The organism is Oceanospirillum beijerinckii DSM 7166 (assembly GCF_000422425.1).
In the GTDB taxonomy this organism is placed as follows: Bacteria; Pseudomonadota; Gammaproteobacteria; order Pseudomonadales; family Halomonadaceae; genus Oceanospirillum; species Oceanospirillum beijerinckii.
The window spans coordinates 1-15,380 of the sequence record NZ_AULT01000054.1; the positions used below are offsets into that span (position 1 = coordinate 1).

Annotated in this window: 15 protein-coding genes; 8 read left to right on the top strand and 7 right to left on the bottom strand. The window is 48.3% G+C overall.

Features of this window, described 5'->3' with window-relative positions; translation table 11 throughout:
- From H579_RS0115675 to H579_RS0115685, 3 genes are all read left to right on the top strand, one after another.
- Positions 1-295: transposase (locus H579_RS0115675; protein ID WP_028301483.1), on the top strand; the 295-nt coding region annotated here is incomplete at its 5' end.
- A gap of 286 nt (positions 296-581) precedes the next feature.
- On the top strand, positions 582-1,262 hold the full coding sequence (locus H579_RS25905; RefSeq protein ID WP_084624169.1) for a peptidylprolyl isomerase: 681 nt from the start codon (positions 582-584) through the stop codon (positions 1,260-1,262).
- Positions 1,263-1,303: 41 nt separating this feature from the next.
- Entirely contained in the window at positions 1,304-1,744 is a 441-nt protein-coding gene (locus H579_RS0115685) for a YtoQ family protein (protein ID WP_028301484.1), read from the top strand.
- A gap of 67 nt (positions 1,745-1,811) precedes the next feature.
- On the opposite strand, the gene H579_RS0115690 is transcribed toward H579_RS0115685, so the two are convergent.
- Positions 1,812-2,054 carry a hypothetical protein gene (locus H579_RS0115690; protein ID WP_028301485.1) on the bottom strand — a complete coding sequence of 81 codons (243 nt, stop codon included), beginning with the start codon at positions 2,052-2,054 and terminating at the stop codon, positions 1,812-1,814.
- Positions 2,055-2,205: 151 nt separating this feature from the next.
- Positions 2,206-4,053 carry an ABC transporter ATP-binding protein gene (locus tag H579_RS0115695; protein ID WP_028301486.1) on the bottom strand — a complete coding sequence of 616 codons (1,848 nt, stop codon included), beginning with the start codon at positions 4,051-4,053 and terminating at the stop codon, positions 2,206-2,208.
- A 382-nt stretch (positions 4,054-4,435) separates the two neighbouring features.
- On the opposite strand from H579_RS0115695, the gene H579_RS0115700 reads away from it, so the two are divergent.
- Positions 4,436-5,107 (top strand): 7-cyano-7-deazaguanine/7-aminomethyl-7-deazaguanine transporter, encoded by a 672-nt coding sequence (locus H579_RS0115700; RefSeq protein WP_028301487.1) that lies wholly within the window; start codon positions 4,436-4,438, stop codon positions 5,105-5,107.
- A gap of 248 nt (positions 5,108-5,355) precedes the next feature.
- Positions 5,356-6,492: a tetratricopeptide repeat protein gene (locus tag H579_RS0115705; RefSeq protein ID WP_028301488.1), complete on the top strand. Its 1,137-nt coding sequence runs from the start codon at positions 5,356-5,358 to the stop codon at positions 6,490-6,492.
- Between the two features lie 215 nt (positions 6,493-6,707).
- Here H579_RS0115705 and H579_RS0115710 read toward each other — a convergent pair whose 3' ends face one another.
- A complete protein-coding gene (locus H579_RS0115710; protein WP_084624170.1) occupies positions 6,708-7,457 on the bottom strand; it encodes a glutathione S-transferase family protein in 750 nt (249 codons plus the stop codon).
- Positions 7,458-7,613: 156 nt separating this feature from the next.
- Between H579_RS0115710 and H579_RS28675 the strand changes: the two genes are divergently transcribed.
- A complete protein-coding gene (locus H579_RS28675; protein WP_281167058.1) occupies positions 7,614-7,901 on the top strand; it encodes a LysR substrate-binding domain-containing protein in 288 nt (95 codons plus the stop codon).
- A 202-nt stretch (positions 7,902-8,103) separates the two neighbouring features.
- Entirely contained in the window at positions 8,104-9,474 is a 1,371-nt protein-coding gene (locus H579_RS27965; protein WP_028301490.1) for a formylglycine-generating enzyme family protein, read from the top strand.
- A gap of 105 nt (positions 9,475-9,579) precedes the next feature.
- Here the strand turns inward: H579_RS27965 and H579_RS0115720 are convergent, their stop codons facing one another.
- Positions 9,580-10,602, bottom strand: coding sequence for an AraC family transcriptional regulator (locus H579_RS0115720; protein ID WP_028301491.1), 1,023 nt, complete (start codon positions 10,600-10,602; stop codon positions 9,580-9,582).
- 264 nt (positions 10,603-10,866) lie between these two features.
- On the opposite strand from H579_RS0115720, the gene H579_RS0115725 reads away from it, so the two are divergent.
- Entirely contained in the window at positions 10,867-12,054 is a 1,188-nt protein-coding gene (locus tag H579_RS0115725; protein WP_028301492.1) for an acetyl-CoA C-acyltransferase, read from the top strand.
- Positions 12,055-12,166: 112 nt separating this feature from the next.
- Here H579_RS0115725 and H579_RS0115730 read toward each other — a convergent pair whose 3' ends face one another.
- The 3 genes from H579_RS0115730 to H579_RS0115740 are packed head-to-tail and all read right to left on the bottom strand — an operon-like array spanning position 12,167 to position 15,374.
- Entirely contained in the window at positions 12,167-13,996 is a 1,830-nt protein-coding gene (locus tag H579_RS0115730) for a V-type ATP synthase subunit A (protein ID WP_028301493.1), read from the bottom strand.
- On the bottom strand, positions 13,996-14,691 hold the full coding sequence (locus tag H579_RS0115735) for a hypothetical protein (RefSeq protein ID WP_028301494.1): 696 nt from the start codon (positions 14,689-14,691) through the stop codon (positions 13,996-13,998). Before H579_RS0115735 ends, H579_RS0115730 begins: the two co-directional genes overlap by 1 nt.
- A complete protein-coding gene (locus tag H579_RS0115740) occupies positions 14,691-15,374 on the bottom strand; it encodes an ATPase (protein ID WP_028301495.1) in 684 nt (227 codons plus the stop codon). Before H579_RS0115740 ends, H579_RS0115735 begins: the two co-directional genes overlap by 1 nt.
- Between the last annotated feature and the right edge of the window lie 6 nt (positions 15,375-15,380).

Consider the following 15,380-nt stretch of genomic DNA (forward strand, 5'->3'; position numbering starts at 1 on the left):
ACATACAGGCGCATCACTTTACAAAGCATTCAAACCCGAAGTGGCAAGGGCTTTGTTGGATAAACTGGAGTTTGTTTATACACCAAAGCATGGTAGCTGGCTGAATATGGCAGAGTGTGAGTTCAGTGTATTAGCACGGCAATGTCTGGACAGACGATTGCCAGATATTGAAACAGTCGAGCGTGAGGTAAGTAGCTGGGTTGAAGAGAGAAACCGGGGAAAACAAAGAGTGGACTGGCGTTTTACAACGGAAGATGCCCGAATTAAGTTAAAACGCCTTTATCCTAATTTATAAGACTGATGGACTACTAGTATGCTGTTAGCCCTTTCCCACGGTATGCAATACGGTTTATTGACCCCAATACCCATTATCTAGTGCAATCGAGTATTCTATCGGCCTTCATGCCGTTATCGCATTTATCTGTTTTATGCTCTATGGGATGATAGGCCACAAATTGGTCGCACTTTTTTCCAAGGCCAAAATAAGACAACGCATCAACCAATTGATTGGTGGCGGCTTTATCAGTGCCGGTATCGGGCTAGCCAGCAGCAATCGATAATCTCTGTTTTAAGGAAGCATCATGAATCAAGGTGTTAAGTGGTTGGCCTGCCTCGGCTTAGCCACCGGATTAAGCGGTACAACTTTTGCTCAGAATCTGCCACAAAGTAACCCTCAAACAAAACCAGTTGTATCTGCCGTTAATCAACCCGAAACCTGTGTCAAACTCAGCACGACTAAGGGTGATATCCTACTGGTACTGGACCGCCACGCAGCCCCTCAGACCAGTGAAAACTTTCTGGGTTACGTTAACGATAAGTTTTACGACGGTACTATTTTTCACCGTGTGATTGACGGTTTTATGGTTCAGGGCGGCGGTTTTGATCGCTCTTTCGACGAAAAAGAGACCGAGAAACCGATCAGCAATGAATCCAACAACGGCATGAAGAACCTGCGCGGCACCATCGCAATGGCACGTACCTCAGCGCCTCATACCGCGACATCTCAGTTCTTTATCAATACCGTCGATAACCCAGGCTTGGACTTTGGTGCCCGTGGCGCCAACAGTTGGGGCTATGCGGTGTTTGGCAAAGTCGTACAGGGTATGGAAGTGGTTGATGCCATGAGCAAAGTACAGACCGGCATGTACCGTCGCCACAGAGATGTACCTGCAGAGCTGCTACTGATTAACTCAGCCACCTCTTTTGGCTGTGTAAAGCAACCCGTAATGCAGCCACAACAACAGAAACCACAAGCTCAATAAACCGATTTGATTTTAGCTAAATACAACAATGAGGAGATAGCATGATCTGGACCGTTTACCTTTCCGGCGAGATTCACACCGATTGGCGCGAGCAGATTGAACAAGGTGCGAAAGCACTGGATCTGCCTGTAACCTTTACCTCTGCAGTAACGGATCATGATGCCAGCGATGCCGCAGGTGATGTCTTAGGTACTCAGGAAGATAACTTCTGGCGTGATCATCAGTCTGCCAAAGTGAATGCGATCCGCACTAAAAACCAGATCGAAAAATGTGATATCGCCGTCGTGCGCTTTGGCAACAAATACAAACAATGGAACGCGGCGTTTGATGCCGGTTACCTGGCTGCGCTGGGTAAACCCTACATCACCCTGCACGATGAAGAGATTGTTCACCCACTGAAAGAAGTGGATGCTGCTGCCATGGCCTGGGCTAAAACCCCAGAGCAAGTGGTTGAAGTACTGAAGTATGTTACCACTCGCTAAGTATTGATCCAGTAGGAGGGCTTGGGCTTGACTGGCATTAACCCTTGTTATTCAAGCTTCTGCCCTCTTAGCGCTTAAACCGTGTCCTGATTTGCTCCCATGTCAAAAGAATCAATAAAGCAAATGAGATGTAGTACACACCGTGCACAAGCCTTACAACAAAGACATACACCTCTTTTGAGGGAAAACTAAAGCCTAACGTATTACGGGCACCCTCCACCAGATAGCTGGGACTCACCGCATTAGCAAACAGCAAAATCAGCACCCATAAAACAATCAGAACCGGCAGCCCTAAATGGGGAAATCTCATATCGATATCTCTAAATAACCAATCAAAATAGAGCAACAGCAGTATAGCAGCATCCTCTCATCGAACAGAAAAACAAAAAGCTGCCTGCAAGAGACTGGCTTATCGCCAGTCCAGAAGACAGCTTCAGGCTATCATCAAGGCAGGATTATAATTACTCCTCGCCCAGGAAACCGCCGGTTTGATGGTCCCAGAGTTGTGAGTAGATTCCTCCCTGCTGGATCAGCTCACTGTGTTTACCCTGTTCGGAGATTTCACCCTTATCCAGCACCACTAAACGATCCAGTGCGGCAATGGTGGATAAACGGTGGGCGATAGCAATCACCGTTTTGCCTTCCATCAGCTTGTATAAACTGGCCTGAATCGCCGCTTCTACCTCTGAATCCAATGCGGAGGTCGCTTCGTCCAGAATCAGAATGGGGGCATCTTTTAGCAGGACGCGGGCAATAGCGATACGCTGGCGCTGACCGCCGGACAGCTTAACGCCCCGTTCACCCACATGAGCATCATAACCACTACGACCCTGAAGATCGGTCAGGCCAAGAATAAAGTCATGGGCTTCCGCTTGCTTTGCGGCTTCTATCATCTCTTCTTCGGTCGCATCCGGGCGACCATAAAGAATATTGTCCCGTACCGAGCGGTGAAGCAGGGAGGTATCCTGAGTCACCATACCGATCTGGGCACGCAGAGAATCCTGTTGAACCTGTTGGATATTCTGACCATCGACCTTAATGGCACCGGTCTCGACATCAAAGAAACGCATCAGTAGATTCACTACTGTGGATTTACCCGCACCTGAACGCCCCACCAAGCCGACCTTTTCGCCGGGTTTGATTTTCAGATCCAGGCAATCGATGATTTTTTTATTTTCACCGTGCTTTTCATTCTCACTATAATGGAAACCTACCTTATCAAAGTGAATTTCGCCGTGATCCACCCGAATCGGTTTGGCATTGCTCTGATCCTGAATCTGTAGGGGCTCAGACAGGGTGTTCATACCGTCTGCTACGGTGCCAATATTTTCAAACAGGGCGCTGACCTCCCACATAATCCAGTGAGCCATACCGTTCAAACGCAGAGCCAGTGAAACCGCAATAGCGATAGAGCCCACAGATACTGCGTCCTCGGTCCATAACCAGATCGACAGCGCTGCGACACTAAAGGAAAGTAGGTGATTAATGCTCTGTACGCTTAGGTTTAACTGGGTCACCAAGCGCATCTGCTTATGTACTGTATCCATAAAAGCATCCATACCTTCTTTGGCGTACTCCGCTTCACGATCGGCATGAGAGAACAACTTTACGGTGACGATATTGGAATAAGAGTCGACAATACGGCCGCTCATAATGGAGCGGGCATCGGCTTGTTTTGACGAAATATCCTTCAGCTTAGGTACAAAGTAATACTGAATGCCTACATAACAGATCAGCCAGATTACCATCGGCATCACTAGCAGATAATCTGCCTGAGCTACCAGCACCAGCATAGAAATAAAGTAGACAGAAATAAATACCAGCACATCCAACAGCTTCATCACGGTTTCACGCACCGACAATGCGGTCTGCATCACCTTGGTAGAGATACGCCCGGCAAAATCGTTGGCATAAAAAGATACGCTCTGCTTAAGCAGATAGCGGTGTGCCAACCAGCGAATGGACATGGGGTAGTTGCCTAACAGCGTCTGGTGTGTCAGCAAAGAATGCAGAAAACCTGCTGCCGGTAACGCGACTAAAGGAACCATAGCCATCCAAAACAGCGTGCTGGATTCTTCTGCCAGGAAGGTCGCTGGGTCTTTACTGGACAGCCAATCCACCAGTTGCCCCATAAAACTGAATAGTGTCACTTCTAAAACAGCGACGATAGCCGTCAATAACGACATCAAAAGCAGTGGTTTTTCCATGCCCTTGGAGTAGTGACGACAGAACTGATAAATCCCTTTAGGTGGCTGAGTCGGTTCAGCCGGAGGAAAGGCAGGAATTAACCTTTCAAAAAAAGCAAACATGAGGCGGTCCTATTGGATCTGACATCATTGGAAATGTGCAGCAGCAGAGTGGTTAAAACACAACTTTCCCTACAGCGCTATTGGCATTATGGAAAATATTGTGCAGAACCTCTGTGTCAGTGGAAAGGCGTTATAATAGTGGAAAAGTTAACCCGATAGCAGGCCTTTCAGGGTAAATTACTATCAACTTTTAGGAATAAGCAATTAAACCAGTGCGATGAAATAATTCATTCCGATGTTTGCTCATGCCTTTAAGCCACCACTTTTGTCTAGGCATATCCGAAGCTTTCTGTATAATCTGCCGCCGGTTATGTCGATGTATAGCGTCGACAGATAAATTTTAACTTGGGTTCCCTCACCCCAATATACAAAAAGGTGCAATATGACTGCGTTTTCTTCTGTGCAACAGCGCAAGGCTTTGTCTTTTCTGGTTCTTTTTCACCTGTTGGTGATTAGCTCAAGCAACTATCTGGTACAGCTACCGTTTACCCTGTTTGGTTTTCATACGACTTGGGGTGCGTTTACCTTTCCTTTTATTTTTTTGGCCACAGACCTGACGGTACGGATTTATGGTGCGGAACTGGCCCGTAAGATTATCTTCCGTGTGATGCTGCCGGCGCTACTGGTCTCTTATGGCCTATCGGTACTCTTCTTTGAAGGTCAGTTCCAGGGTTTGGGTCAGCTAAGCGAGTTTAATCTGTTTGTCGCCCGTATCGCCATTGCCAGCTTTATGGCTTACCTGTTGGGGCAGATTTTGGATGTGCATGTGTTTAACAAGCTACGTCAGACTAAACAATGGTGGGTGGCTCCAAGCTTGTCGACGTTGTTAGGTAATGCACTGGATACCTTGGCATTTTTTGCGATTGCCTTTTATCAAAGTTCAGACCCGTTTATGGCGGAGCACTGGACTGAAATTGCTCTGGTGGATTACGGCTTCAAACTCCTGATCAGCCTGGGGCTGTTTGTGCCTATGTATGGCGTGCTACTCAATACACTGGCAAGCCGTATTACTCAAGTTAATAATAACGTTGAGACACAACAGGCAAGCGTTTAAGGTTCTCTGTCATCAGTAGCCCCCAGCAAAAAGCCGGAATATTCTACTCAGCTTATGAGTGTCTTATTTCTGTCCAAACATAGTATGACTCCTAAACTAAGGTAATGATCGACTTTATCTCTGACGTAGCATTCTGATGTTTTCTATATACTTGTTACCAGGCGGCACGACTTATGCTTGTATGTATAGAAACACTATGCACACGGCAGAATGTACCCTATTAAGGTGTCGCTTAAGGATTTGAATTTATGACTGAATCAACCCGGGATCATAATGTTACAGCCCTTTATACAGAAGATCAGGCTCAGGTATTACAGGAACTGTCTGAGCAGTTGGGTGAGAGCGGTTCTGCAGTCTTGTATCTTGCTGCACAGATGGCAGCAGCTCCATTGCAGGAACAGTTAGTCAGCTGGGTTTTTGAACAGAGTGGGCAAGATATTGCCGCTGAGGAAGGGTTCGCTGTTTGTGCAAAGCTACATCTTGCTGAAGAGATAGAGCCAGGCATCTGGTCTATCGATTGTGAGGTGGCTTCACATCTGACTTCAAGCCTTACGGAAACCGCGCAAGAAAAAGCCTTGAAGCTTAGACAGATAGCAGTGCAGTTTTTTAACCTGTCAGTTGACGGGCATATTCAAGCCCCTCTTATTGCCTCTGATCTGGAACATATACGCTTTTTAACTTCACAAGTGACTAGCGAGGTGGAATGTGATCTTTTGATCTGGCTGGCGGATTTTGCCTATAAAAACAATGATACTGCGACTTCTGCGCAAAGCTGGCAAACTATCTATCAGTACCTGAGTGAAACATTTGGTGAAGAGCATGAAAATACTCTTATTGCCATGAATAACCTGGCCGAAAACTTGCGCGCGTTAGGACATTATGATGAGGCATTGGCACTTTATAAGGATCAGTTAGATATTTGTAACCGAGTATTTGGTGAAGATAATGTATCCACGTTGACCTCTGTGCAGAATTTAGCCTCTGTGCTGCGCGAATCCGGAGACCTTTTAGCAGCCCGGGATTTTGAACTCAGGGTTCTTGAGCAACGCAAGGTGAGTTTAGGTGAGGATCACCCTGATACTTTAGTATCGATGAATAACTATGCTTCAACGCTAAAAGGCTTAGGTGATCTGGATCAAGCGAGGGCAATACAACAGAAGGTTTTGATTAAGCAGAAAGCTTATCACCGTATTGAAGATCCTGAAGTTACAGAAGCGGCATGGAACTTGATACAGACATTCCTACTGCAAGATGATTATGATGCAACACAAGATGTCTTGTTCGATGATTTATTTTGGTTGATGGATGATAACGCTGTTCTTCAAAGCCATAGCCAAGCAAAAATTAAAGACATGTTGATGGAACTATTGAACCAGAAAGCCTAACTTTTAGTACCCGAGAGATTCAATAGATATGATCATTTCTGTTGTATGGCATAAAGAAAGGTTGTCAGCGTATCCTGCAAGCACACGGCTTTATGGCAATAAACAGGATGATGGCGGTAGAGCCGTAACGGCTCATCGTCAATGCGGACTAGCTGGTAAAGTTCGGAAAATAACAACCTCGCAGAAGATAAATAGTATGAATATTCTGTGTTTTCTTACAGTAATTGCAGTTCATTAGGCACTTTTTTACTTAACTCAGACTGCCTTTTCAGCACAAATTCAGCCAGCATTTGAGTATAGTTTTCTGCCACGGCCTGCTGGACAGATTCACAACGGCTCAGATGATTCCGCCATTGCTTAACTTTAGGCACTGAGGCAAAGAAATCTATTCCGCTGATTTGATCAAACAGATCAAAGTAGCGGAATACCGGTGCAAACACCGCATCGACCATACTGAAGTGCTGCCCACTAAAAAAGGGACCATCACTGACTTCCGTTTCCAGTAGTTCAAACTTTTGCTGAATCAGTTCGGCCTGTAGGTTTAGCTGACGGGAATCTTTCGCATTATAGTAACTGCCAATCGCATTCAGAGTGGCACTACCAAATTCCAGCCAACCCCGATGACGGGCACGGGCAATGGGGTCTTCCGGGTGCAGCCCTGGCTTAAACACATCATCCAGATATTCACAGATTGCGGATGATTCAAATATCGCCTGCTGGCCAATAAGCAGTACCGGCGTTTTCCCTAACGGAGAGATATTTAGAAACCAGTCCGGTTTATTTGCCAGATCAATATACTCCCTTTCAAATTCAATGCCCTTTTCCGCCAGCACAATAGCAGCACGCTGCACATACGGGCATAACGTATGTGAGATTAACGTAATGGTTTCTTGAATGGGCTGAGACTGAATCGCCGTTTCAGGCTGAGCGCCCGGTTGTAACTGATTGATAGATTGAATGCCCATATCCTGCTCCTTTTGACTGGAATGATTGATAGCGCCAGTCTAGTATTGCAATACCGCATTTAAAATAAGCAAAATTACAATCCATGAGTGCAAAAATGCAATACAAGCTAACGGCTTCGGACTTGGAAATCTTGCTGGATTGCACCGGACGAAGCCCTGCCTGATCACCCATCAGTCTCCTGGCGTAAGCGCTACTACCCTAAGGCCAATGTAGCCTATCGGGTTGATAGCATTCTGACCGTAGCAGAGTTTATTCGACTGGGATTAGGTGTCGGGATTATTCCGCTGTTTCTGGCACAAAACTACCCGGATCTGGTGCAACTCACCGATGTACTGGACGAATGCCAAACGGAACTCTGGCTGTTAGCCCACCAGGAATCACGACATTTACGCCGGGTTTCTGCTGTTTACGGACATCTGTCTCAAACCATTGTGCTGGAATAAAGAAGTAATGGTCGATAGGCCTGAAACTCTGTAACTGAAAGTAGTGTGGATATCCAGGAAATAACCTTATAAATCAATGAGTAAAAATTGGATGTCCCGTATTTTTCTATTCAACAGACCCCATTCAGGTGCTGTTGTTTACTTCGGTCGTTTTTATTTTATTGCTTAGTTTTGTTCTGAAACTGGCAGTGAGGAAATCTTAATGATTACAAAACGCTTAGCAAAACTTTTTCCCCTTACCCTGTTGGCGATCAGCTCTGTATCAACTCTGGTGGTTGCATCAGACGATACCTTTATGGTTCAGCGTGGCATTGTTGGATTAGGTGAAGGTAATGATGTTTATGTTATTTCTGCCAACTTAATTGATCAAAATGCTCAGATAACGATTTCGGATACAGAGGGCAGCGATAGCTTACAGCTGATCAGTGGCCTTGCGATTACCAGTTCAATTGTTGCAGAGAATACTGCACAGCTGACACTGAGTAATGGTGCGGTAATCACAATCTTAGATGCCAGCTCAATGAGTTATATTCTAGGTGGGGATCCACTCAGTGGTGTGGCTGGTGTAAGTAAGGATTATCAGAGTTTTGTGACGGATGCTTTGGGAGTATCTGTGCCCGTATCCGGTACGGTCAGTGGCAGTGCTTCTTCGGTCAATGCCGATGGTTCTGTTGATATCTCCGCAGAACGTAGCTTGCCTGATGGGATTTTATTAAAAGATATTCCGGCAGGCAGTTTTACCATGGGAAGCACGGTAGAAAATGATGCGCCGGAAACCAGCGTCACGTTATCCGCCTTTCAAATATCAGACAAAGAAATCACAAATCAACAGTATGTAACTTTTCTGAACGCGGCTTATCAGGAAGGTTGGTTAACCGTGTCTCCTCAGCAAACAACAGATCCTTGTGGCACATATACCGAGCAGATGATAATCGGTGTAGGTAGTGCACCTAATAGTGGTGAGATCTTCTTACAACTGGGTGAAACCGGAGGTTGTACCAGTAATGGGGAAGAAGAACATATCGATAATAAAAGCTGGATCAGTTTTAACAGTAGTAGTAACCAGTTTGAACTATTGGATCAGACTAAAGCTAATTGGCCCGTTAACTGGGTGAAATGGTATGGTGCTCACGCCTTTGCTCAATTCTACTCTGTGGATCTACCCAGTGAGGCCCAGTGGGAATATGCTGCCCGCGGAGGTCAGCAGCTAGAGTATCCAACGGCTGATGGCAATATCAGCTTGGAGCAGGCGAACTATAATGGTGATTTGCCCAATGTGCATAGTGAAACAGGACATGCGGTAGAGGTTGGTAGTTATGCTCCCAACCCCTATGGTTTGTATGATATGGGCGGCAATGTTTGGGAGTGGTGCAGTGACTATTATTCCGCGACGTTTTACGGCCAAAGCAGTGTAGAAGACCCAGTGAATGAAGTAGCCGGTAGTGAGAGGCTGCGTGTACGTCGAGGTGGATCCTGGAACTATCATGCGGCGACTTTGTTGACTTATGCTCGTGCATCTGATCATGCAGATCATGGTAATAATCACTTTGGCTTTAGAGTTGTAAAAAACTAACGCTGTAAGGGGTTGTGATTGCAAGGATATTTGGCCGGTAGATGTTACTTGAACCCAGGCGTTCCTATACAGGATCGAGCAAATAATAAGAGATGAGCCTTAAGCTTATCTCACAGGGCTCTTTTGGGCTTTCTGACGGATATAGTCAGAAGGCGTCAGCCCCGTCCACCCCTTAAATGCCCGTGACAATGAGCGGGGTTCGGTATAGCCCAACGAAAAAGCCACTTCCGATATACTGCGCCTTTGGGAGATCAGCTTCTCAATGGCCAGGTCTTTACGAATCTCATCCTTAATCACAGGATACGAGGTATTTTCCCGTTTTAATCGCCGTCTCAGGGTTTGAGCGCTCATGTTAAAAGATTCCGCTAGTTGCTCGAATGAGGGACATTGCAGTACTTCGCTATCCTGATTCAGTAGTAGTAAGCGGATGCGCCCCCGGTAACTCTGTTCTTCACCGGGAATAGTGATCAGGTCCGCAGGGGAGTGGCGCAGGAACTGAGAGAGATCCCTCTGTGTGCGTGCCGGTGGCAGGGCGAGAAACTCACTGCTGAAACTAAACTTCATCACTGGCCGGTTGAAATAGTGCTGGCAGTGGAACAGGCGCTTTAACGGATGATGATGTTCCGGCTTGGCGTAGGGAAAGTAAACCTGAGTCAGGGTGATCTTTTTGTTGATAATCCAGCTGGCAAAACGGTGCCAGATCACCATCCAGAACTCCTGATAGAAGTGGTCAGGATCCAGCTCCGGGCGTGTAAATTCGATCTCTATACTGACAATCTTTTGCTGGCGCACCAGTTTCATCTGAATATCAGAGGTAAACAGGTTGTAAAACAAAATGCCCTGCTCCAGTACCGCTTCCAGGGATTTGTAATGCATCACATGACGGGCCATAAAAGCAAATGCCCCCTGTTTGCATGGGGTTTCGGTGCAGCCCATAAACTCATCTTCCAGCTTGGCCCACACTAACTGAATCAGGCGGGTGTATTGATCGCCCTGAATCTGGCCTTCGGATTGCTTTAGTTGTGCCTGATTGATGCCTATCTCCTGCAGCAAACCCTGTGTGGAAATGCCTTTCCTTTGGGCGCAATTAAGCGCGGCTTTCAGGTAGTGGATATCAACGGTTGCCATAGGGTTTCTATACTTTTGTGAGTGGTGCTTATAAGTGGCACTGGTGGGCGAGCCGCTGCCAGCGCAGAGACATGACACCTGCTATTATCCACTAAGTGCTAACAGAGGTGTAATATTTTGTGCCTTAGATGGTCACTTAATGACATTTTATGATACGGCGTGTTCAGACATAGTAGGGAAATAACCATTTATTTCAGTGCATGCCGTCCTCAGGTTAACGCGTTTTCTTTTTTCTTATTCAGCAGGCATGCCAGGAGAAGATTGATGTCCAATACACAAGATCCAGTAGTTATTGTTTCCGCAACCCGTACCCCTATGGGCGGCATGTTAGGTTCTCTGAGCGATGTACGCTCCCCTGATCTGGGTGCAACAGCGATTAAAGCGGCTGTTGAGCGCGCGGGTATTCAGGCTGAAGATGTTGATCAGGTGATCATGGGTTGTGTACTGCCTGGTGCTTTGGGTCAGGCTCCGGCCCGTCAGGCATCTCTGGCGGCAGGTCTGCCTCTGAGTGCCGGCTGTCTCACCATCAATAAGATGTGTGGTTCCGGTATGAAAGCGGTAATGGACGCTCACGACCAGATTCTGGCTGGTAGCAGCAACGTTATGGTTGCCGGTGGTATGGAGAATATGAGTCAGGCACCTTACATGCTGCCTAAGGCGCGTAGCGGTATGCGTCTGGGTCACGGTGAAGTACTGGATTCCATGTTCTTCGACGGTCTGGAAGATGCGTACGAAGGTGGCCTGATGGGTACTTTTGCTCAGGCATCTGCAGATGAGTACAGTGTAACCCGTGAAGCGATGGATGATTTCGCCATTGAGTCTCTGAGCCGTGCTAACCGTGCGATTGCTGAAGGTTGGTTTGAAGCTGAGATCGCCCCTGTCACCATCAAGTCCCGCAAAGGTGAAGTTCAGGTTGCCATTGATGAACAGCCTGGCAATGCTAAGCCAGAGAAGATTCCTACACTGCGCCCTGCGTTCAAAAAAGACGGTACAGTGACCGCAGCTAACTCCAGCTCGATTTCTGACGGTGGTGCGGCGTTGGTATTGATGCGTGAAAGCGAAGCGAAAGCCCGTGGCCTACAGCCTCTGGCCCGTATCGCGGGTCATACGACTCACGCACAAAAGCCTGCTGAGTTTACTATTGCACCAATCGGTTCTATGCAAAAACTGCTGGATAAAGTGGGCTGGAGCACAGAAGACGTTGATCTGTTTGAGATTAACGAAGCGTTTGCGGTTGTGACTATGCTGGCGACTCAGGAATTAGGCCTGGACCCGGCTAAAGTGAATGTGAACGGTGGTGCTTGTGCTCTGGGTCACCCAATTGGTGCGTCCGGTGCGCGTATCATGGTTACTCTGATCCATGCGCTGAAGCGTCTGGGTAAACAGCGTGGTATTGCTTCTCTGTGTATCGGTGGCGGTGAAGCGACTGCGGTAGCGATTGAGATGATCTAAACAGACCTCAACTCGTGTCTTGCAAGATAAGGCAAGCCCAAACGGGCTTGCCTTGTTTTTTCCTGCGTAAAATCATGAGTTGGAAGTTGATCCTGTTCAGTGAAGAGGAAATCTAAATCTCCTCATTCACCGGGAAGTGATTCAGCTTATGAATCTCACGCCAGTAACGTTTAAAGTCCGGGCCATCTTCGTGACTGTAATTCAGGTTGCGGAAGAACCCAGCCAGTTTGGTAAAGTGCTCGCGGATACTGTCTTTATCACTCATTTCAGGGTGTTCAAACAGGCAACGTTTTAGCAGGCGGAAAACCCGCATCTGACGCTTCATGGGTGTGGAGGCATCCACGTCATCAAATGCATCCTGTTGCAGATACACCTGGTCCAGACACTGAGCACGGTTAAAGGTGAGGAAGTCCTGGAGGGTAACGCCCTCTTCACCGGTTACCTGCATCATCTGCTGAATATCTTCACCTTGAGTGAGCAGTTTCTGCATCTGCCGGACGTCATCCACCCATTCGCTGTCCAGATTGTTACCATACCAAGCGCTCAACTGCTCCAGATAACGGGACCAGGAGATCAAAGGATCAACTGCCGGGTAGGCCCGTTTATAGGCACGATCTGCACTTAAACCCAGGAAGGTTTTAACGGTACGCAGGGTTGACTGGGTTACCGGCTCTTCAAAGTTACCCCCGGCTGGAGATACCGTACCGATTAGCGTCAGACTGCCTTGCTCACCCTCGTTGTTGCGAATCAGTCCCGCGCGCTCATAAAGACTTTTCACAGAGGAATCCAGATAAGCCGGGAAGGCTTCTTCACCCGGAATCTCTTCCAGGCGACCGGAGGTTTCCCGCATCGCCTGAGCCCAACGCGAAGTAGAGTCTGCGATCAAGAGAGTGTTGTAACCCATCTGTCGGTAGTACTCACTCAGAGTAATACCTGTGTAGATGGACGCCTCTCGTGCCGCAACAGGCATGGAGGAAGTGTTACAGATAATGATGGTGCGGTCCATCAGGGTGCCGCCCTTAGGGTCGGGCAAAGCCGGGAATTCGGTAATGGTTTCCACCACCTCACCGGCCCGTTCGCCACAGGCGACAATAATCACGATGTCCACATCGGAGAAACGGGAGATCAGACCCTGCAATACGGTTTTACCCGCACCAAACGGTCCTGGAATACAGGCCGTACCGCCTTTGGCAATCGGGAAAAAGGTATCGATCAGGCGGATTGAGGTCAGCAGAGGCTGTTCTGGGTATTCTCGCTCACTGTAACGCTGAGCCAGCAACGGCTGGCAAACCGGAATACGCACGGGCCATTTCTGCTGCATAGTCAGTTCATGCTCGTGGCCACTGTGATCTTTAATACGTGCGATGGGCGTTGTTGTGGTAAAGGTGCCCTCCTGAATCCAGGTCACCTCCACCTCTCCAACCTGATTAAAGGGCACCATGATTTTGTGCTTGAAGCGGCCTTCCTGCACATGGCCGATAGGGTCACCGGCTTTCACCCGCGAGCCGACTTTGACGGAGGGTTGGAAGGCCCACTGTTTCTGGCTATCAATGCCCTCAACCTGTAAGCCCCGGGGCAGGAAGAAACCATGCTGACCAGCAATAATCTCCAGGGGGTTCTGCAGGCCATCATAGACCTGACCCAACAGGCCCGGACCCAGAGTGACCGAAAGCATTTGTCCGGTTTGACGCACCGGGTCACCCACGGCGACGCCGCGGGTATTTTCAAACACCTGCACGTCAGCCTCACCATGCCGGACGCGCAACACTTCGGCCTGAAGGTATTCCTGACGATTATCTGACGGTACACGGGATGGACAGATGTACACCACCTCGTTTTTAATCAGAGGGTAAAAATCACCCTGTTCATCCTTTTCCTGACGCAGAGTTACGATATCATCGCGTACACCGATAACCCGGGCAGTAATTTTTACATCCTTCATTAGGAAAGTTCCTCAAAGGCTGATGCTATATGTTCTCTGATGGTAGGCGTGGCAATCAATCCCTTGGCCATAGTATCAAAGGCTTCAAGGGCCAGGTCTGCATCGTTACGGATCTGCTTCTCCGCCAGCCCCCAGCGCAATACAAAACAGATCACGGTTTCCAGAGCAAAGTGATGGCTGCGTTCAACACGCAGCAGCTGCTGCCACAAGGTTTGATTAATCTGGTGCTCCACCTCTCCGGCAGCCCCTTTTTGCATCAAGGGTTGTAACTCCGCCAGCAGAGGCAGCGCCGTTTCCAGACCGAAGGTCGGTTCTTGCCAATGTTGGCGGATACGGGTCGTCCAGCGACCAAAGCCGTAAAACTGCTCGGGTCCTTTGTCTCCCTGTTGCCTCTGGCGCATGGCGGCTAACAGGCTTTGCCACTCCAGGCGTTCCTGAATGCACTGTCGTATCTGTTCTGATTCAATCTCATTGAGTTGATACTGCCACTGGTAGACCCGCCTTTGATCCGACAGGCCTTCCAGCTGTTGGGCATCGAAATAGTAAAGACTTTCGGCCCGTTTCAGCTGTTGCAGATCTTCTTCGCTGAGCATGGTCAGGCGACGATCCAGAGCAATGCGTGAGATTGGCATCTGTCTGCACTTGGCCAAAGCCGGTAAATCCGGCAGGGCGGTTACCAGGGTGTAATAACTCACTATCGAATCACTCCTTCGAGCAGGGCACGAAAGCGGGGTTGCAGATGGCGTAGCAGCAGCTGGGAAACCGCGCTGTCGCTGAGATCCACTTCCACATCTTTATCCACCAGACGCACGCGAATACCTGAGCCTCCGTGGCTGTTAAAGCTGATGCCTTCCCGCAGTAGCTCAACCGAGATCGATTGTACAAACTGACTGAGACGGCCTGTTTTATACTCATCAGCATTACGGCGTAGCTCATCGAGTCCAATGGCGCTTTCCGGCAGCAGTACTTCAACCTGACGGGTTTCATCCAGCTGGGCGGAGCGACGGGTTCGACCAACCAGCTCCAGAATCATACGCTGGACAAATTCCGGGTTATTCATCTGCTGCTCAATCAGGCGTTCAACCTGATCGGTAAAGCTGCGCGCCAGGTTTTCTTTCACGTCCAGCAACAGATCACGGGCCGCCATTTTTAAGGCATCTTCACCCGCTTGCTGCTTTTGAGCCACTTCACGGTTTGCCTTTTTAATCATGGCATCCGCTTCTTCGCGGGCTTGCTTTAGCAGCAGGTCCGCTTCTTTTTCCGCGTCCAGCAGGATCTGCTCCGCTTCAGAGCGGCCCTTATCCACGCCTTCCTGACGCAGTTTGTCTATCAGCGCTTCAATACCGGAGGATGCGTGGTTCTTCTCTATATCGGTCATGGTGTG